General features: G+C 57.1%; 15 protein-coding genes and 3 pseudogenes. 10 read left to right on the top strand and 8 right to left on the bottom strand.

Annotated elements, in window-relative coordinates; all coding sequences use genetic code 11:
• Positions 1 to 108 precede the first annotated feature (108 nt).
• Both BZ163_RS25160 and BZ163_RS25155 read left to right on the top strand, forming a co-directional pair.
• Positions 109 to 1,062, top strand: coding sequence for a diiron oxygenase (locus BZ163_RS25160; protein WP_128873072.1), 954 nt, complete (start codon positions 109 to 111; stop codon positions 1,060 to 1,062).
• 81 nt (positions 1,063 to 1,143) lie between these two features.
• Positions 1,144 to 1,578, top strand: a complete 435-nt coding sequence (locus BZ163_RS25155; RefSeq protein WP_128873071.1) for an MAPEG family protein — start codon at positions 1,144 to 1,146, stop codon at positions 1,576 to 1,578.
• Positions 1,579 to 1,666: 88 nt separating this feature from the next.
• On the opposite strand, the gene BZ163_RS25150 is transcribed toward BZ163_RS25155, so the two are convergent.
• Together BZ163_RS25150 and BZ163_RS25145 are read right to left on the bottom strand one after the other, a co-directional pair.
• The gene (locus BZ163_RS25150) at positions 1,667 to 2,068 is read right to left on the bottom strand and encodes a VOC family protein (RefSeq protein WP_128873070.1); all 402 of its coding nucleotides are present in this window, start codon (positions 2,066 to 2,068) and stop codon (positions 1,667 to 1,669) included.
• Between the two features lie 29 nt (positions 2,069 to 2,097).
• Complete coding sequence (locus BZ163_RS25145) at positions 2,098 to 2,841, bottom strand: SDR family NAD(P)-dependent oxidoreductase (protein WP_128873069.1); 744 nt, start codon at positions 2,839 to 2,841, stop codon at positions 2,098 to 2,100.
• A 137-nt stretch (positions 2,842 to 2,978) separates the two neighbouring features.
• Between BZ163_RS25145 and BZ163_RS25140 the strand changes: the two genes are divergently transcribed.
• A complete protein-coding gene (locus BZ163_RS25140) occupies positions 2,979 to 3,875 on the top strand; it encodes an AraC family transcriptional regulator (protein ID WP_178110504.1) in 897 nt (298 codons plus the stop codon).
• A gap of 53 nt (positions 3,876 to 3,928) precedes the next feature.
• Here BZ163_RS25140 and BZ163_RS25135 read toward each other — a convergent pair whose 3' ends face one another.
• Complete coding sequence (locus tag BZ163_RS25135; RefSeq protein ID WP_128873068.1) at positions 3,929 to 4,678, bottom strand: SDR family NAD(P)-dependent oxidoreductase; 750 nt, start codon at positions 4,676 to 4,678, stop codon at positions 3,929 to 3,931.
• A 195-nt stretch (positions 4,679 to 4,873) separates the two neighbouring features.
• Between BZ163_RS25135 and BZ163_RS25130 the strand changes: the two genes are divergently transcribed.
• Entirely contained in the window at positions 4,874 to 5,752 is an 879-nt protein-coding gene (locus BZ163_RS25130) for an AraC family transcriptional regulator (RefSeq protein ID WP_128873188.1), read from the top strand.
• A 134-nt stretch (positions 5,753 to 5,886) separates the two neighbouring features.
• Here BZ163_RS25130 and BZ163_RS25125 read toward each other — a convergent pair whose 3' ends face one another.
• Positions 5,887 to 6,339, bottom strand: coding sequence for a MarR family winged helix-turn-helix transcriptional regulator (locus BZ163_RS25125; RefSeq protein ID WP_128873067.1), 453 nt, complete (start codon positions 6,337 to 6,339; stop codon positions 5,887 to 5,889).
• A gap of 171 nt (positions 6,340 to 6,510) precedes the next feature.
• Between BZ163_RS25125 and aceE the strand changes: the two genes are divergently transcribed.
• Complete coding sequence (aceE, locus tag BZ163_RS25120) at positions 6,511 to 9,180, top strand: pyruvate dehydrogenase (acetyl-transferring), homodimeric type (RefSeq protein ID WP_128873066.1); 2,670 nt, start codon at positions 6,511 to 6,513, stop codon at positions 9,178 to 9,180.
• 154 nt (positions 9,181 to 9,334) lie between these two features.
• Positions 9,335 to 10,165, top strand: a complete 831-nt coding sequence (locus BZ163_RS25115) for an alpha/beta fold hydrolase (protein WP_128873065.1) — start codon at positions 9,335 to 9,337, stop codon at positions 10,163 to 10,165.
• Here BZ163_RS25115 and BZ163_RS25110 read toward each other — a convergent pair.
• Complete coding sequence (locus BZ163_RS25110) at positions 10,162 to 10,500, bottom strand: NADPH-dependent F420 reductase (protein ID WP_256579114.1); 339 nt, start codon at positions 10,498 to 10,500, stop codon at positions 10,162 to 10,164. The two genes, BZ163_RS25115 and BZ163_RS25110, sit on opposite strands and share 4 nt — an antisense overlap.
• A 76-nt stretch (positions 10,501 to 10,576) precedes the next feature.
• Here BZ163_RS25110 and BZ163_RS25105 point away from each other — a divergent pair, with 76 nt between their 5' ends.
• The 3 genes and pseudogenes from BZ163_RS25105 (at position 10,577) to BZ163_RS25095 (ending at position 12,331) form a co-directional block, all read left to right on the top strand.
• The gene (locus tag BZ163_RS25105) at positions 10,577 to 10,939 is read left to right on the top strand and encodes a helix-turn-helix domain-containing protein (protein ID WP_128873064.1); all 363 of its coding nucleotides are present in this window, start codon (positions 10,577 to 10,579) and stop codon (positions 10,937 to 10,939) included.
• Positions 10,940 to 10,989: 50 nt separating this feature from the next.
• Positions 10,990 to 11,282: pseudogene (locus BZ163_RS25100) on the top strand (hypothetical protein); the annotation flags it as partial.
• 65 nt (positions 11,283 to 11,347) lie between these two features.
• Positions 11,348 to 12,331 (top strand): LLM class oxidoreductase, encoded by a 984-nt coding sequence (locus BZ163_RS25095; RefSeq protein WP_128873063.1) that lies wholly within the window; start codon positions 11,348 to 11,350, stop codon positions 12,329 to 12,331.
• A gap of 39 nt (positions 12,332 to 12,370) precedes the next feature.
• On the opposite strand, the pseudogene BZ163_RS25090 reads toward BZ163_RS25095, so the two are convergent.
• The 3 genes and pseudogenes from BZ163_RS25090 to BZ163_RS25080 form a co-directional block, all read right to left on the bottom strand.
• Positions 12,371 to 14,151, bottom strand: a pseudogene (locus BZ163_RS25090) (monovalent cation:proton antiporter-2 (CPA2) family protein).
• A gap of 152 nt (positions 14,152 to 14,303) precedes the next feature.
• Positions 14,304 to 14,738 (bottom strand): phosphate-starvation-inducible PsiE family protein, encoded by a 435-nt coding sequence (locus tag BZ163_RS25085; protein WP_168187401.1) that lies wholly within the window; start codon positions 14,736 to 14,738, stop codon positions 14,304 to 14,306.
• A 192-nt stretch (positions 14,739 to 14,930) separates the two neighbouring features.
• Complete coding sequence (locus BZ163_RS25080) at positions 14,931 to 17,693, bottom strand: ATP-dependent Clp protease ATP-binding subunit (RefSeq protein ID WP_128873061.1); 2,763 nt, start codon at positions 17,691 to 17,693, stop codon at positions 14,931 to 14,933.
• A gap of 426 nt (positions 17,694 to 18,119) precedes the next feature.
• Here BZ163_RS25080 and BZ163_RS35930 point away from each other — a divergent pair.
• Positions 18,120 to 18,308: pseudogene (locus tag BZ163_RS35930) on the top strand (GFA family protein); the annotation flags it as partial.
• Positions 18,309 to 18,320: the final 12 nt, after the last annotated feature.

Genomic DNA, 18,320 nt, shown 5'->3' with positions numbered 1-18,320 from the left:
GCGGACGCGCTGATCGAAACTCTCTCCGGAGTTTTCACCCCCGCTCAGTGGATTCGACGTTAACCGTAATGGCCCCTCCCAACTCGACCAGGGAAGCAGGAGATCGATATGAACAGCATCGCTACCGTACCCGGCTCAGACTCGGGCAACGCCGCCCGATACGCGCAAATCGTCCGATCGTCGAAGAAAACGGAATGGCAGATCGATCGCGATCTGCTGCAGGACCGGCGTTTCGATTTCTCGCGCAAATTCTTGCCCGACGGCCTGTCGCGGATCGACGGCCTGACCTTTCTCACCGCGGACGAGGCGCGCCTGCTCAGTCAGATTCAGGGCCGAACCTATGCCTATATGTTTGGCCTGGTCGAGCGGTTTATCAGTGCCAAAATGCTCGACCAAGGTCGCGCCCATGTCTTTGACGATCAACTCGCACTTGAAGCGCTGGTGCGCTTTTCCAATGACGAGATCAAGCACCAGGAGATGTTCCGGCGCATAGAGACGATGATGGGTGCGCAATTGCCTGCGGGATATCGTCAAGTGGCCGATCCAAACGACGTGGCGCGCGCGGTACTGGCGGCCAGCAGTTGGTCGGTGCTGGCGCTGACCTGTCATATCGAACTGTTTGTGCAAACGCACTACAGGCACAGCATCGCCCCGCGCGAGGAGTTGTGCCCACTGTTCAAGGATGTCTTCAGATTTCACTGGATGGATGAAAGCCGGCACGTCGTGCTGGATGAACTGGAGTGGAAAGCCGAGCACGGGAAACTTTCGCCAGCCGAGCACGACCAGGCCGTGAACGATCTGATTGCGCTGGTGGCGGCCGTCGACGCCATCCTGCAGGCACAATCGGCAGCCGATGCCGAGTACTTCATTGGCAATGGCTCACGCCCGTTCAGCGTCGATGAGACGGCGCAGATCAAAGCCTCGGTACTGAGCGCCTACCGCTGGCAATACATTGTCTCGGGCGTGCAGCATCCACACTTTGGCCGGCTGCTGACGGGCATGACCACCCCTGCGCAGATGTCGAGGATTCAGACCGCACTGCAACCCATCATGAACCAATGACCGACAGCGGCGACCGGCCCCGCGTCGGTCGCGCGACTTGTGCAATGACGTGTTGAACATGATTGATCGAGGATGGCGGCCATGACGATACCGATGTGGATGCTGCTTGGATTTGCGACCTGGACGTTGCTGCTGTTGATGGCGACCGTCGGGGTGTACCGCTGGGTCAGAATCCTGTTCTCGAGTGTGCCGATTGGCTCCTTCCGCAGCGATCAGCTCGAAGGCGAGGACTGGTATCGGCGCGGAACCCGAGCACACGCGAACTGTGTGGAAAACCTGCCTGTCTTTGGCGCCATCGTGCTGGTGATATCAGCCCTTGGTGTCGACGTCCCGGCAGTCAGCTATTTGTCCATCATGGTCCTGGCCGCTCGCGTGTGCCAGTCGCTGGTGCACGTCTGCCATGTGCAAACCGATGGGTTCGTGGCGGTTCGGTTTGCGTTCTTTGGCGTGCAGTTGGTGGGTTTTCTCGTGCTCATTGTCATCGCCGCGGGTTACGGCGCAGGCATGCTTGGATAGCAGGATGAATCCAGGCCTGGTCCTGCAGATCAACTGTTCGCTCGGACGCCCCTGGTGACGAAATCGGTGATTGTCGTACCCAGGGTATTCATTGCGCGTGCTGCCAATTCTTGTACACAAATTCAAGGCTGTAACCGTCAGGGTCAAGCACGTTGGCGGCGTAATAATTGGGGTCGTAATGCAAGCGTGCACCCGGCACACCATTGTCGATAGCACCATTCGCCATGGCGGCAGCGTAGGCAGCGTCAACTTCAGCCTCGCTGCTCGCCACGAATCCAACGTGCACAGCTCGCCCTTCCACAACGCCTTCGCGCAACCAGAAAAACATTCGGCCATCGGCCCCAAAGCCTTTGAGGTCGGGGTGACCCGGAGGACCATCCTTGCCGTCATATTCGAGTCGCGCGGTAATCCCGAGCGGAGTGAGTGCTGCGTCGTAGAAATGAATGGAGCGCTCGATGTCGCTCACAGAGATGAAGATGTGATCCAGCATGGGATAGCCTCGCTTGTTCAGTTGCTGATTCAGATGCTATAGCCGCCCGCGACTTCGATAGTCTGGGCATTGATCCAGCGTCCCTCCTCGCCAAGCAGCATGGCGATAACGCGGCCGACATCCTGCGGCTCGCCCACCCTGCCAAGGGCTGTTTGCGAAGCAAGCAGCCCTTCGAATTCGGCGTTCAGACCGCCGCCCAACTCAGTGCGGATCGCACCCGGCGAGACCGAATTCGCACGTATGCGCCGATCACCAAATTCCTTAGCCATGTAACGGGTGAGCACGTCCAACCCACCCTTGAAGGCGGCGTAAGGCGCCACGCCCGCCGTCGCCACACGCGTGGTTGCACTGGTCAAATTGACGATGCTGGAGTCAGTCTCCATCAAAGGAAGCAACGCCTGGGTGAGGAAAAACGGACCTTTGAGGTGCACGTTCAGAAGGCCATCAAACTGTGCCTCTGTGACCGACTCAAGTGGGTTGAACAGGCCATAGCCAGCGTTGTTGACCAAACCACTGAGGGTGGTCACGCCCCACGTTGCCTGCAATGTCAGCACTATCGATTCGCGAAACTTCTCGAAACTGCCGATATCGGCGACATCAAGTTCAAGCGCGGCGGCCTTGCCACCTGCGGCCTTGATACGACTTACGACTGACTCGGCGGCCTGCGGATTACTTTTATAAGTGAGGATAACCCCCATGCCTCGCTGGGCGCAGTGTTCGGCCGCGCTGGCACCGATGCCACGACTGCCTCCGGTGATAAGGATAACGCCCATGTTGTGCTCCACTGTTGATCAGATGAGCCATCACAGTAACCATGATGTTGCCTACGGGCGCAGCCGTTCCTACTCAAAACCTGCCTGTTTCTGCTTTTTGCTTGCCCAGGGCACCCTCCTGCGATCAGCATGCCCCCATGAACAATCAATTGACCGAGCTTCGGTCCTTGGCTTCCAGGGCCCAAAACCGCCGCACCGAAACGGGTATTCCACGCGTGGCCATGGTCCAGGGCAAAGTTCCTGAGCACATGCTGGCCGCCGTTTACGATCCGATGATCAACCTGATCCTGCAAGGCAGCAAAACGATGACCGTCGGCGACCGCACTCTGCGGTACGACCCGGCGACGTATTTCGTCATGTCCATCGAGTTGCCAGCGGTGGGAACCGTGCACCCGGCCTCCTCGGGTGAGCCCTATCTCGCGGTCAGTCTGACGCTTGATCCGACGGTACTGTCGACGCTGCTCGCCGACCTTCCCAAACCCTCCGGCCGTTACGATAACGATCCAGGATTTTCGGTAGCCGCCGTCACGCCCGAGTTGATGGATGCCTGGGTACGTATGTTGCGATTGATGGACAGACCTGAGGATATAGCGGCCCTCGCACCCGCTTACGAACGGGAGATTCTGTACCGGGTCCTACAAGGTCCACACGGCTGGATGCTGCGTGAGATCGCGGCGCCTGATACCGCCATGGCCCGAGTCAGTCTGGCCATTCAGTGGATTCGTCGAGATTTCGCCCAGTCCATTAGAGTGGACACGCTTGCCCAACAAGCGGCGATGAGCGTCTCCGCTTTCCACCGCCACTTCAAAGCCGTCACTACCTTAAGCCCGTTGCAGTATCAAAAAAGGGTTCGATTGCTACAGGCTCGCACGCTCATGGTAGTCAATGCCCGGAGTGTCACGAGCGCGGCCTTCGAGGTCGGCTATGAAAGCGCGACTCAGTTCAGCCGTGATTATGCGCGGGTATTTGGCCTGCCTCCTGCACGAGATGCGGCAAGAATCCTGTTGGAGACCAGAGGCGCCGTTGGCGGATAATTCGTGAATCCACGTACGTCACCGTGCGCCTCTATAGCTTTAATCGGTGGTGTTCAGTACCCAACCCCTCGTACACCGCCCGAAGCCCGGATGGATTCTCCCGTTACCCAATGCGAGTCCCCGGACGCCAGGAACACGGCCAGCGGTGCAATGTCTTCTGGCTCTCCAAAACGACCTAGAGGTGTGCCAGCGATGAGCTTTTCTCCAAATTCACCGGCGAAGTTACCGTCAGTTGCCGGGGTGTTCGTGTGACCGGGCAAGATCGAGTTGACCCTGATGCCGCGCGGCCCAAGCTCTCGGGCCAATGCGAAAGTCAAGGTATCGACAGCGCCTTTGGTGGCGGAGTAAACACTGGACGCGAGATACGGATCGGTGCTGAGAATGGAGCTGATATTGATGACGCTGCCTGATTGACCCAGCAGCTTGACGGCCTCTCTAACTGCAAGAAGATAGCCCAGCACATTGAGGTTGAACTGTTTGTGGAAGGCCTCCTCTGTGAGGTCTTCAATCATTTGAAACACCGCAACTCCGGCATTGTTCACAAGAATATCCAGCGTCCCGAAGTTGACTCTGACGGTGTCAAACAAACGCTTCACATCGGCGGCCTTGCTCATGTCTGCTTGAACGGCTACAGCTGCGCCACCCTGTGCCTGAATCTGTGCCACAACCGCATCGGCGTCAGTCTTGCTGGACGCATAGTTCACTACGACAGTGGCGCCCGCCGCACCGAGCGCCCTGGCTATGCCTGCGCCGATACCTTTTGATGCGCCTGTTACTACAGCAATTTTCCCTTCGAGCTTCATGGGGGACCTCTTCTAAAGTTGAATAATGTTTCGCAGAGGGCACGCACTCAGGTTTGCAGAAGCCTGAGCGCAGGTGCCGCTTGCTAACAGTATTTGCTCAACCGAAGATCATACGTTTGCCGGTTTTTCGCACATCCTTGCCTATTCTTCTCGGGTCGCTTGCTTTGCTTTCGGATGTAGACCATGTTCAAGCGCATGAACAATTCAATGCAAGAACTGCGCAGTATCGTGATGCGCGCAAATAACACGTGGACAGATACCGGGCTGCCGCGCGTGGCAATGGTCCAGGCCGAAGTCTGTGCAGATCAGGTCTATCAGCCGATGCTGCACCTGGTTATCCAGGGCTCCAAGACACTGTCCATCGGCGAGCAGGTTTTCCACTACCCGGCAGGCAGCTATTTCCTCGTGCCCGTGGACGTACCCGCCACCGGCGAGATTTACCCCAGCGGACCTGCTCTCCCCTACCTCGCGGTCAGCCTGACACTGGACCCCAATGTAATCGCCACGTTGTTGATTGATGAGGGCAAAGCCGATAAGGCGCCAACCAGCAGTTGCTTCAATGCCGTAACGGCCCCTGCCGAAATGATTGATGCATGGCTACGCATGATGCGTCTCATAGACCACCTGCACGAAGCTTCGGTACTGGCACCAATGATCGAACGAGAGATTCTGTTTCGTGCTTTACAGGGACCGCTAGCAGGAATATTGCGTGAAATTGCTCACCCGGACGGTCGATTGGCGCAGATCAGACGTGCGACCCAGTGGATCCGTGAGCACTACACCGAACCCTTCCGTGTAGTACCGCTCGCCGCGATGACCGATATGAGCGTCGCTGCTTTCTATCGGCATTTTAAATCCATCACAGCAATGACCCCCATTCAATACCAGAAACGGCTACGCCTTCTCAGGGCACGCTGGTTACTGTTGTTCGATACTCTCGATGCCACTTCCATCGCTTACTCCGTGGGTTATGAAAGCGCCTCGCAATTCAGTAGAGAATATGCCCGCCTCTTTGGCCTGCCACCTGCGCGGGACGCGGCAAGATTCAAGTCCCCCCAGGTTTTGCGGGATTGAGGCATGGCGCCGTTGATTGCGGCTTTTCCTCTCCGCTCTCTCGCGCTGCGAGCCCTGGCCCAGCAAGGTGTTATTGCGCAGGCGTGCGTCGAGCAGGCGATGAGCCGTTATCGGCTGCAATGACCAACCTGCGGTCAACCCGCTCGCCCACTGGCGCGCGCCGCGCTGGCGGCCCGCTCCAGCGCGTTACTGAGGAACCGCTGTTGTTCGTCATCGAATTGCGACAGAAACAACTCGTCCACCGCCCCTTCATAGATTTGCCACATCTTCTTACGCAGCAGTTTCCCGCTCTCGGTAATGACGGCATACGCACCACGGCCGTCATCGCTGGCACGGCTGCGTGAGACCAGGCCTTCGGCCTCCAGACGGTCCACCAACCGGGTGAGGTTGTAGCGCTCGATCGCCATCACGTCAGCCAATTCGCTCATGCGTCGGGTGCCATCAGGGCCGCTTTCCAGGCCCCATAACGCGTCGTACCACGCATACGCCGGCAGGCCGGCGGCCGCCAGTCGACGCTCGATTTCGCGGATCAGGCAGCGGTGGGCCCTGACGAATTTGAACCAGGTATCCGGCTCGCTTGAAGACATGCATCACCCTTTTCATGAAATCGATTTAGTTGCAATTGTAGCGTGCGCCAGGCTAAGTTCTCGCATGTAGTTGCATTTGCAATTACATATTTGCTCAAGGTTGGCGTCTACCCACGCCCCTCAGCCAGGCACCAAACGACTCGGTGCGGCAGCACTGTCCAGGAGACGACGATGGCACAACACCCCCTGTTTCTCGACGAGGATCCACAAGAAACTCGCGAATGGCTCGACTCCATTGAATCGGTGGCGAGCGTCGAAGGGCGCTCTCGCGCCCACTATCTGATCGATCAGATGCTGGATTTCGACGCCGATCGCCACGGTAATTTCTACGGGCGCGTGACTACGCCCTACGTCAACACCATCGCGCTCGACCGTCAGCAGCCCTACCCCGGCGACCTGACGATAGAACGCCGGATCAATGCCTATATTCGCTGGAACGCCTTGGCCATGGTGCTGCGCGCCGGCAAACAATCGAACGTGGGCGGGCACATCGCATCCTATGCCTCGGCGGCCATTCTGTACGACGTTGGCTTCGAGCATTTCTTCCGTGGGCGCACCGACCGGTTTGCTGGCGACATGGTGTATATCCAAGGCCATTCTTCGCCGGGCATCTACGGGCGCGCCTATCTGGAAGGTCGCCTGAGCGAAGCACAGCTGGACAACTTCCGCCGCGAGACTGACCGCGACGGTATCTCGTCCTATCCGCATCCAAGGCTCATGCCGGACTTCTGGCAATTTCCGACGGTGTCCATGGGACTCGGACCGATCACCGCCGCGTATCAGGCCAGGTTCATGCGCTACCTCGAAGACCGTGGCCTGAAAGAACATCAAGGGCGCAAAGTCTGGGCGTTTCTCGGAGACGGCGAAATGGACCAGCCGGAATCCCTGGCGGCGATTTCCCTGGCGGGCCGGGAGAAGCTCGACAATATTATTTTTGTCGTCAACTGCAACCTCCAGCGCCTGGACGGACCGGTGCGCGGCAACAGCAAGGTCATTCAGGAATTTGAAAGCCTGTACCGGGCGGCCGGATGGAACGTTATCAAGGTGATCTGGGGTAGCGGTTGGGATGCCTTGCTGGAAAAGGACAACAGCGGCCTGCTACGCCAGCGGATGATGGAATGCGTGGACGGCGACTATCAAAACTACAAGTCGCAAAACGGCGCTTACGTACGTGAGCATTTTTTTGGCAAATACCCCGAGTTGCTGGAACTGGTCAGCGACCTGAGCGACGAAGACATCTGGAAGCTCTCTCGCGGCGGCCATGATCCGGAAAAGGTCTACAACGCATACGCCGCCGCGATGCGCCACAGCGGCGGCCCGACGGTCATTCTGGCCAAGACCGTGAAAGGTTTCGGCATGGGTGAAGCCGGCGAAGGCCAGAACATCAACCATCAGCTCAAGAAGATGGGTGAAGATGCGGTCAAAGCGTTCCGTGATCGTTTTGCGTTGGACCTCAGCGACGATCAACTGGGCGACATGCCCTATCTCAAGCCGGCAGCGGACAGTATCGAGGCCCGTTATCTGCAAGCCAGGCGCACCGAACTGGGCGGGTACGTGCCTGCACGCTTCAGCGCCGTCGAGCCGTTGCAGATCCCGCCATTGTCGACCCTGGACACCCAGCTCAAAGGCACTGGCGAGCGCGGGATTTCCACCACCATGGCGTTTGTGCGCATCCTTGGCACTTTGCTCAAGGACCCGAACATCGGCAAACTGATTGTGCCCATTGTCCCGGACGAATCACGCACCTTCGGCATGGAAAGCCTGTTCCGCCAGATCGGCATCCATTCCCACGTCGGCCAGTTGTATACACCTCAGGACGCCGGCCAACTGAGTTACTACAAAGAGGCACGGGACGGCCAGATCATGCAGGAGGGTCTGAACGAGTCCGGCGGGATTTCTTCGTGGATCGCCGCGAGCACTTCGTACAGTACGCACGGCGTGACGACGGTGCCCTTCTACATCTTCTATTCGATGTTCGGCTTCCAGCGTGTCGGCGATCTGGCTTGGGCGGCTGGCGATGCCCGCGCCCGGGGTTTCCTGCTGGGTGCCACGTCCGGCAGGACCACGCTGATGGGCGAAGGCCTGCAACACGACGATGGGCACAGCCATGTTTTGGCATCCACCGTACCCTGCTGCGTGTCCTACGACCCGACGTTCGCCTATGAACTGGCCGTGATCATCCAGGATGGCATGCGGCGCATGTATGTCGAAAACGAGGACATCTATTACTACATCACGTTGCTGAACGAAAACTACGCCCATCCGCCCATGCCCGAAGGTATCGAGCAGGACATCCTCAAAGGCATGTATCGGCTCTCGGCCCCGGCGCAGCCAATCGAAGGCAAACACGTACAACTGATGGGTTGCGGTTCAATCCTGCAAGAAGTCATCGCCGCCGCGCAGTTGCTGGAACAGGACTTCGATGTCAGCAGCGAAGTGTGGAGCGTCACCAGCCTGACCGAACTGCGTCGGGACGGCCAGGATGCCGAACGCTGGAATTTGCTGCATCCCCGTGAGGCGCCACGTATCGGTCACGTTGAACGCTGCCTGCAAGATAAACCGGGACCGGTGGTGGTAGCGACCGACTACATGAAGATATTCGCCGACCAGATCCGCCCGTTCGTGGCCAAGCGGCGCTTTGTGGCATTAGGCACCGACGGTTTCGGCCAGTCGGATACCCGGGAGTCGTTGCGCCGGTTTTTCGAAGTGGATCGCCACTTCATTGCATTGGCGGCCCTGAAAGCGCTGGCCGATGACGGCGTGGTACCCAGGGAAACGGTAGCCGAGGCAATTGCGCTTTACGGGATTGACCCGGAGAAACAGAACCCGGCGCACGTTTGAGCCTTATAAGGCGCCAATCCGCCGATTTTCGCCAGTTCGCCTATTCTGATAGTCCACCCGAAAAAACCATTGACCTTAAACCTGACACTAAACCTTAAGTCATTTGGCGGCCATGTTCCGATCATGGCCTCCATTTCATTCAGGAGATGCGAACATGGGGTACGTCACTACGCAGGACGGTGTCGAGATCTTTTACAAAGACTGGGGTCCACGCGACGCCCAAGTGATCTTCTTTCATCACGGATGGCCGCTCAGTGCGGACGACTGGGATGCGCAGATGCTGTTTTTCCTGGCGAACGGCTACCGGGTCATTGCCCACGATCGGCGCGGCCACGGGCGGTCCACCCAGGTCTGGGACGGGCACGACATGGATCACTATGCCGATGACGTCGCGGCCGTCGTCGACCATCTTGGCGTGCAGGGTGCCGTTCATGTGGGGCACTCCACCGGAGGCGGTGAAGTCATCCATTACATTGCTCGCCACGGCGAAGACCGAGTGTCGAAGGCCGCCATCATCAGCGCCGTGCCACCGTTGATGGTTCAAACCCCGAGCAATCCGGACGGCTTGCCGAAGTCGGTTTTCGATGACTTGCAGGCACAGCTGCAGGCCAACCGCGCACAGTTCTATCATGACGTTCCAGCCGGGCCCTTCTACGGTTATAACCGCCCGGGTGCAAAACCGTCCGAGGGCATCATCCGCAACTGGTGGCGGCAAGGCATGATGGGCTGTGCAAAGGCGCATTACGATGGGATCGTAGCCTTTTCCCAGACCGACTTCACCGAAGATCTGAAAAGCATCACCCTCCCGGTGCTGGTGATGCATGGGGATGACGATCAGATTGTGCCTTATGCAAACTCCGGGCTCTTGTCAGCCAAACTATTGCAAAACAGCACGCTGAAAACCTACTCGGGCTACCCGCACGGAATGCCGACAACGAACGCCGATACGATCAACGCCGATCTGCTCGCGTTCATACGGGATTAGGCCACTGGAGGGGGCGGGTGAAATCCCTGCCCTCCCAGTTCCTCAGGGGACACGCCGTAGGCATTGGTCACATCGATGATGGTCTTTCCCTTCCAGGTCGGCAGGACCTTCGCGACATCCGCGTGCGACTCGGAATGGACAGCCAGAAAGACGATGTCCGCCTTGACCGCCTCCGCCAGTTTTTTGGGAATGACCTGGGGTCCGATCGCGGCCGCGGCGGATGCAAAGCTTTGCGGGTCGCGCGTGGTGGCAACGGATACTTCGATGCCATTGCGGGCAAACGCCTTGGCCAGGGCCTGGCCGATATTGCCGAAGCCGATAATTGCGTAGCTCATAAGTTCTCCTTGGGTTTACCGGGTCCTACGTCGCGCCGAACAATCGAATGGAGCGCCTGGGCGTAGGGCGTCAGAGTTGCGCAAGACCGCCGTCAACGGCGACCCCGGATGTGGGCTCAACGCCACGCAGCGCATCATCTCGGGCAAGTGGAAACCGCTGGTCCTGTTTTTCCTGCGCGACGACCCAAAGCGCTATGGCGAACTCAAGCGCTTGGTCCAGGGTGTCAGTGACAAGGTGCTGATCCAGCAATTGAAGGATTTGGAGGCCGATCGCGTGCTAGCGCGGACCGACTACAAGGAAGTGCCGCCGCGCGTGGACTACACGCTGACCCCGCTCGGTCGCAGCTTGGCTGACGCGATCATCCCCCTGTGCACGTGGGGAACCGAGAACATGGCGGAAATGGCCAGCATCTTCGCCAAGCGCGACACGTTGCCCTAGCGGGAAGCTGAAGAACTGTTGAGTCGGACGACCCTGCGCATTCGTGGGACTGCGCGAACGGCTACCTCGTGAAGCCGTTCATTTGCGCCCACACCAATCGCCCTGACGACGAACATGGTGGTTCACTGCAAAACCGCCTACGCTTCTTGAATGAATCGCCAGGCCGTTGCTGAGGTGATGTATCGGGCTGGAGCGATCTGATTGCCTTTGACCGCCCGTTCATTGCCAATCCGGACCTACCCGCGCGTATCGCCGACAACTGGCCCCTCAATCCGGTCAACCCGACCAGATGTATCGCGCAACGGGTAAAGGCTACACGGACTACCCCACCTATCGTCCCTAAGCGACCGACGCGGCGCCTCTGGAAATGGGCGCGCGGTTCACGTTCTTCCATTGAGGAAGATTAGTATGTATCGGCCAAGCACGGTTCCTTACCAAGAGCATCGAGGGTTCAAGCGAACCTTCACTCCGGGTCATTTGAGCCTGGGATTGTTCTTTCCTTTGGAGGCCTTCGATGGGGACACTCCGAGCATGCTCAACCAGGTCGAATTGGCCAAACGAGCAGAGGCGCTGGGCTTCTCAGCGCTCTGGTTTCGCGATGTGCCACTTCGGGACCCTAATTTTGGTGATGTCGGCCAAGTCTTCGACCCCTGGGTTTACCTGGGCTATATGGCCGCTCATACGTCAGATATAGCGCTTGGCACTGCATCCATTGCCATCTCTATACACCATCCTCTGCACACGGCCAAGGCATCAGCCAGCGTTGATCAGTTGAGCGCAGGTCGCTTGATCCTGGGGGTAGCCTCCGGCGATCGCCCAGTGGAGTTTCCTGCCTTTTACGTCGATCCCGAAAGGCGCGGAGAAATCTTTCGAGAGCACTACGAGGTGATTCGTCGAGCACACAGCACCAGCTTCGAACCCATCCGCTGGAGCGGTGGTGAGCTGCGGGGCGCAGACCTCATTCCGAAACCCACTACCCAAGTCATTCCAATGCTCGTGACCGGGAATAGCCGCCAGTCACTGGATTGGATCGCGCGCGAAAGCAGCGGATGGATCAACTATCCACGCGCACCGAAAATGCAGCGACTGATCGTGGAAGATTGGCGACTGGAGGTCATGAAGCAATGTGGTTCCGTCTACAAGCCCTTCACTCAGTCGCTTTACATCGACCTCGATGAGAACCCGTCCACGCAGCCCACTCACATTCATTTGGGGTTCAGGCTTGGACGCGACCACCTCCGGGCTTTGCTGGAGTCGCTTCAGGAAATCGGAGTGGATCACGTTATCCTGAATCTCAAATACGGAAAGCGCCCTGCTGCGAAAGTCATTGAGGAGCTGGGCACTCACATCGTTCCGCAATTCGGAGTAAAGCCACGTCCTGGAGCGAATTGATACGTCAGAGATGAAACGGGAAACTTGGTTCCTGACGACTCACTGAGCATTTCGCCCTTCATGGTTCGGCGGATCAATGCGCTCAATATTCCCCAGTACCAGCGCTCGCCCGGCAAACAGGCCGCCCGATGTTTCCAAGGAAAAACGTTCGGCATCGCGTTTGCGCACTTCGTCGATCACCGCGTCGGCTTCGTGCTCCGACGCACCCAGAGTCAACACGGCTTGACGGCCGAGCAGCAGGGCGGCCTCAAAGGTTTCCCGCACTATATAGTCGGCGTCGTGTTTGACCAATTCCAGCGCATGTTCGCGGTCAAAAGCGCGCACCAGCAATTTCACTTGCGGGCAGTAGAGCCGCGTACTTTCGACGATGCGTGTCGCGGCTTTTTTATCATCAACACAAATAATGATGGCGCGGGCGTGATGGGCACCAGCAGCGTGCAATATGTCAGAGCGGGCGCCATCGCCGTAGTAGACCTTGAAACCATAGGGTGAAGCGGCGCGAATGACCTCCGGATCTATATCAATTATAGAAAGTTTCGCTCCCTGAGCGAGCGGCGCCTGGCAGGCAATCTGACCCACACGGCCAAAACCGATGATGAGTATATTGCCTTGCAGACTGTGTGCGGCTTCCACACCGTCCATACAAACGGTTTGCTCGCGAGCAAACGTTTGTACAGCAATAAAGTCACCGGCGTAATGGCCATGGAGAGCACCACAATAGCCGTCATATTGGCGTTGACTTCAGGACTGATGACCCTGAGTTTGAGCGCTTCGGCAAACAGCACAAAAGCAAATTCGCCACCCTGCGCCATAAGCACGGCGCGATCCAGCGCGTCGTCATGGCTGCTTTTCGCGAGGCGCGCGACCCCATAAATACACAGCGCCTTGACCACCATCAGCGCCAGCACACCAGAGGTGATGAGCCTCCAGGCCTTGGCCACCACTTGCAGATCCAACGACATGCCGACGCCGAGGAAAAACAGCCCCAGCAGCAGGCCGCGAAACGGCTCTATTTCGGCCGCCAACTGGTGGCGGAATGTGGATTCCGACAGCAGGACACCAGCAACGAAAGCACCCATCGCCATTGAAAGACCGCCGAGTTCCATCAGCAGTGCGGCTCCCAACACAACCAGCAGCGCAGCGGCAGTCATTACCTCGCGCGCTTTGGTTTGGGCCAGTAGCCGAAACAGGGGATTGAGCAGCCACAATCCTACGGCCACCAACGCGCCCAAGGACAGGGCAGCGGTACCTATGCGTTGCAAAAGGGGTGACGTGGGTTCATGGACCCATTCAGTGGGCGCCAGAAATGCCACCACCGCCAGTAAAGGCGCTATCAACAGGTCTTCAAACAGCAAAATGGACACTATGTGCTGCCCCCTCGGCTCGGTGATGTCACCGCGTTCCGAGAGGACTTGCATCACTATGGCCGTGGATGTGAGTACAAAACCAGCCGCGCTCACAAATGACACCTGCCAAGGGAAACCAAAGGCCATGCCGACAACAGTGAGCAGAAAAGCACAGACCACAACCTGCAGGCTGCCCAGCCCAAAGATCTGCCTACGCAGATCCCATAGGTGCGAGGGTTCCATCTCCAGTCCAATTACAAAAAGAAACATCACCACACCCAACTCGGCCACATCAATGATGGTGTGGGGGTCATTGATCAGTTGCAGTCCGAAGGGGCCAATTATCAGCCCCGCCGCCAGGTAACCGACCACTGAGCCGAGCCCGATGCGTTTGAGCAGCGGCACTGCCACCACGGCGGCGGCAAGCAAAGTCACGACAGCAAATAATTGTCCTGCATTGCCTTCAGCGGTCATGGCATTGACCCTCATCCCACATCAGGACCGGTAATGCGTCCACGGCCAGGCGTGTTGAGCAGAGCTTTCAATAATTTGAGTCACCGTTTTGGCATCAGCGGGATTCGATGTGCTCTCGGTGGAAAATTGTTGGCATTGCGAAGCCCTTGTAGCTATTCATCCTTATCACACTCTCGTAAGTCATCCTTATCACGCTCTCGTAAGAGCCAGCAGACGATGCCGAGCACCAGGGTGGCAAATCCTAGTGCGGCAATGGTGAGCGCAGGAGTAGCGGCAGAATCGAGAATAACGAACTTCCGGCTGAGCGCCAGCAAGGCGATCAACAGCACTGTGCGAACCTGAACGATGCTGTTGCGTCGTAGGGCCGGGCGCACAATCGAATGCTTGAACTCCAGGGCTATCAGCACGGTGAAGATTGAGCCAAAGAGGGCCTGGAAAACATCGTGATCCAGAGGATCAATCGCACCACCGATCAACAACGGCACGACCCTGCGACAGAGCTGCAGTAGCGCCATCATAATCACAGACGCGATGATGAGACTGAGCGCAAGAACAACCAATTGTTCGAAACGTTCGTAAGCATTCATCAGCGCCCATTGAAGTCTGAAATTTTTCAGCGTCGAGTTGCGCTCACGCCTTTCAGAATCAGGCTTTGACACGATAACCCTCCACACTTGCGTCTTCAGTCTGCCAGGCTCGTCCAGGCATTTGAGGATCCAGTACATCATTGCACGTCGTGATCAACAGGCCCGCGCCCAGGTTACGTGAGTGTGTTGAGGCTAAGTCCCAGTCTCCGCAGTAGGTGCCAGATCATTTGGCTGGTCTGGCGGACTAGTCTTTTCGGAGGTCTTCGGCGCATCCACCTCCACCTTATTGAAGATCACTTCGCTACGCCCCTTGTCGTAACCCAACTCAACACTGTCGCCGGCTTTCAGCTTGCCAGCGAGCATTTCCTTCGCAAGCCGCGTTTCGACGGCCTGGCGAATCTGACGTTTCAACTCGCGCGCGCCAAACTCAGGCTGATAACCAACATCCGCCAGATGCTCAATGAGTGAGCCATCAATTTTCACTGTGATGTTCTGCGCAGCTGCGGTTCGAATGACCCGATCAAGCTGAATGCTCACAATCGATCGGATGTTGTCACGGGTAAGGGCATGGAACACGATGATGTCATCAATACGGTTCAGGAACTCGGGGCGAAAATGCCCTTTCAAGACTCCCATTAATTCATCACGTAAGGCTTTTTCCGTAAGGCGTTCATCTTCTGGGCGCTCAAGATTTTCCATGATAACGGGAGAGCCCAGGTTGCTGGTGGCAATGATGATCGTATTGCTGAAGTCCACGACACGTCCCTTACCGTCCGTTAGACGCCCATCGTCGAATACCTGCAGCAATACGTTGCTCACATCGGGATGCGCTTTCTCGATCTCGTCGAGCAGAATCACACTGTAGGGCTTGCGGCGGACACGCTCTGTCAACTGACCGCCTTCGTCGTATCCCACATATCCGGGTGGCGCACCGATCAACCGAGCAACCGCATGACGCTCCATGTACTCCGACATATCAATACGAATGATCGATTGCTCGTCACCAAACACCGTTTCCGCCAACGCTTTGGCAAGTTCGGTTTTGCCGACGCCCGTAGGGCCAAGAAAGAGAAACGTGGCAATAGGTCTGTTGGCTTGGCCAAGGCCGGCTCGAGACAAACGAACGGCATCGCTGACCGCGAGAACAGCATCTTCCTGCCCAACCAGCCGAGCACGCAAAGTGTCTTCCATATTCAACAGCTTTTGACGCTCTTCCTGCGTAAGCTCGGTTACAGGAATACCGGTGAGACGGGACAGCACCTCGGCAATTGACTCCAGGGTCACCTCAAGGGTTTCGGAACCTGTCTTGCGCTGCCAAGCTTCTGTTTCCTCTCCCAGTTGCGCTTGTTTTTGACCAATGCGTTCTTCGAAGCCTTTGGATTCATCAAAACGTTTACGGGAGGATGCATAATCCTGTTCACGTTTAAGTTGCGTGATTTCGGCTTCCAGCTCCTGAATGCCAGCCGGCCTTGAGGAGGAACTGATTCGAACGCGGGCCGCTGCCTGATCGATCAGGTCAATGGCTTTATCCGGCAAATAGCGCGAGGTGATGTAACGATCCGACAGCTCTGCTGCCGCCACAAATGCTTCATCGGCGAATGTGACCTGATGGTGAGCCTCAAGCTTGTCGCGCAGCCCACGCAGGATAATGATGGTCTGTTCTACGGTGGGCTCGGATATCAGCACAGGCTGAAAACGTCGTTCTAGCGCTGCGTCTTTTTCGATGTGCTTTTGATATTCATTGAGTGTCGTCGCGCCGATCAAACTAAGCTCCCCGCGAGCCAATGCAGGTTTCAGTACGTTGGCAATATCCAGGCCGCCCTCCTCACCACCCTGCCCCGCGCCAACGATCGTATGTAACTCGTCGATGAACAGAATAAGCTCCGAGCTTTTTGCGGCGACTTCATCAAGCAGTTGCTTGGCTCGCTCCTCAAATTCACCACGATATTTAGAGCCCGCAACCATTGAGTTCAGATTGACTTCAACAAGCCGTCTGCCACGCAAAATCTCAGGGACATCGCCCTTCACTATTCGTTGTGCAAGCCCTTCGACGATGGCTGTTTTACCGACGCCAGGTTCGCCGATAAGAACCGGATTGTTCTTTCTGCGCCGCGCCAGCACCTCAATGGTATTTTCGATTTCCTGCGCGCGTCCCAATACGGGATCCAGTTTGCCCTCACGAGCCAATGACGTCAGGTCGCGACCGAACTTGTCGAGTGTCGGTGTTCCCGTCGGGGTGTCGACTCGCCCATCCTCAGCCCCCTTACCCACCACCTTGACCACCTTCTGCCGCAAGGCTTCAGGCGTTACCCCGTATTTTTTAAGCAATGTCCCGGCAATACTTTCTGGTACAGAGGCAAGCCCGATCAACAAATGCTCAGGGCCAACGTACGAATGTCCTAAATCACGAGATGCCTGGAACGCAAAATTGAAAACTTTCTTCAAACGTGGCGAAATGCTCATCTGATCCACCGGGGCCTGGGCCTCCGCTGTGCCCCTCTGAGCATGTTGATCAATGTAGCCTTTGATCTCGTCTGGAGATAGCTTCAGTTCCTTAAGCAACGCCGTACCAACATCGGTATCCGCAAGCACATACAACAAATGCTCAGTATCGAGCTCGCTACGGTTAAACTCATGGGCTTTCTCTCCAGCGCGTTGCAGGATTTCCAGCGTCTGGGAACTGAATGCATCGGTTGCATCGACAGATTCTCGAGGCACTTGCCCAGAGAGCCTGAAGTCATCGCCCCCCTGATCCATTGCTCCGCCCATACTGTCGAAAAAGCGAGATACCCCCCCGCCCAGCAGAGAGTCGAATGGATTCAGCATGCTTTGATGGCGTAAGAGTTGACGGTAATCGTGGTCGCAAATGGACATTGTTCTGGCTTGGCCATTTTGCGATACGGTCACTCGCGCTACAGCTGGTCTCGCATTACATATTTCACAGAGAGTAGCCATGATGAGTTGTCTCCAAAGGTGGATAACCGGACTCATTCAGATGGATCTACGTCCCCGTACACGATGCTCACGAAACATGGGGGTGAGATCCGCTATACGCTGAGCTTGATCAGGAAGACGATTACGTGGGAGGGAATGGCAGTTTCGGCAGAAGACGCCATCCATCAAGATAGACGGGTTCCAAGCAAAACGCTCCATGGGCTACCAGAATACCGACGAACGACGTCTGATTGATTCGTGCAAAAAATACCGCCAATCGCCTTTCGCAAATCTGCCGTCTATTAAACCTGGTTGCGCGATGTGATAAAGGTCGTCACTGCGGCGAGTACCAGCAAGATAGAGCCTGCGAGGAATGTCATGCGATAGCCGCTCCCATCGAACAGCAGCCCGCCGAAGTTAGAACCCAGCGCAATGGATAGCTGAATTTGCAACCAATGCCGTAAAAGTCATGGGGCAGCATTTGCCAGCTATGGCAGCGTGCTGCGAACTGACCTGCATATCATCCAGGGCGCGGAGTGCATCACGACTTACCGCTCTTGCGAATCAGTGCTTCGTCAGTTCTGCGAGCGCATGCGCTCAACGGTCAACCAAACCTGCGACAATGCTGCCTCTTCGGGCGTCGTAACT

This window comes from Pseudomonas sp. VI4.1 (assembly GCF_002029345.1).
In the GTDB taxonomy this organism is placed as follows: Bacteria; Pseudomonadota; Gammaproteobacteria; order Pseudomonadales; family Pseudomonadaceae; genus Aquipseudomonas.
The sequence above is the reverse complement of the archived record's forward strand: the minus strand, read 5'-3'. Positions and strand labels throughout refer to the sequence as shown.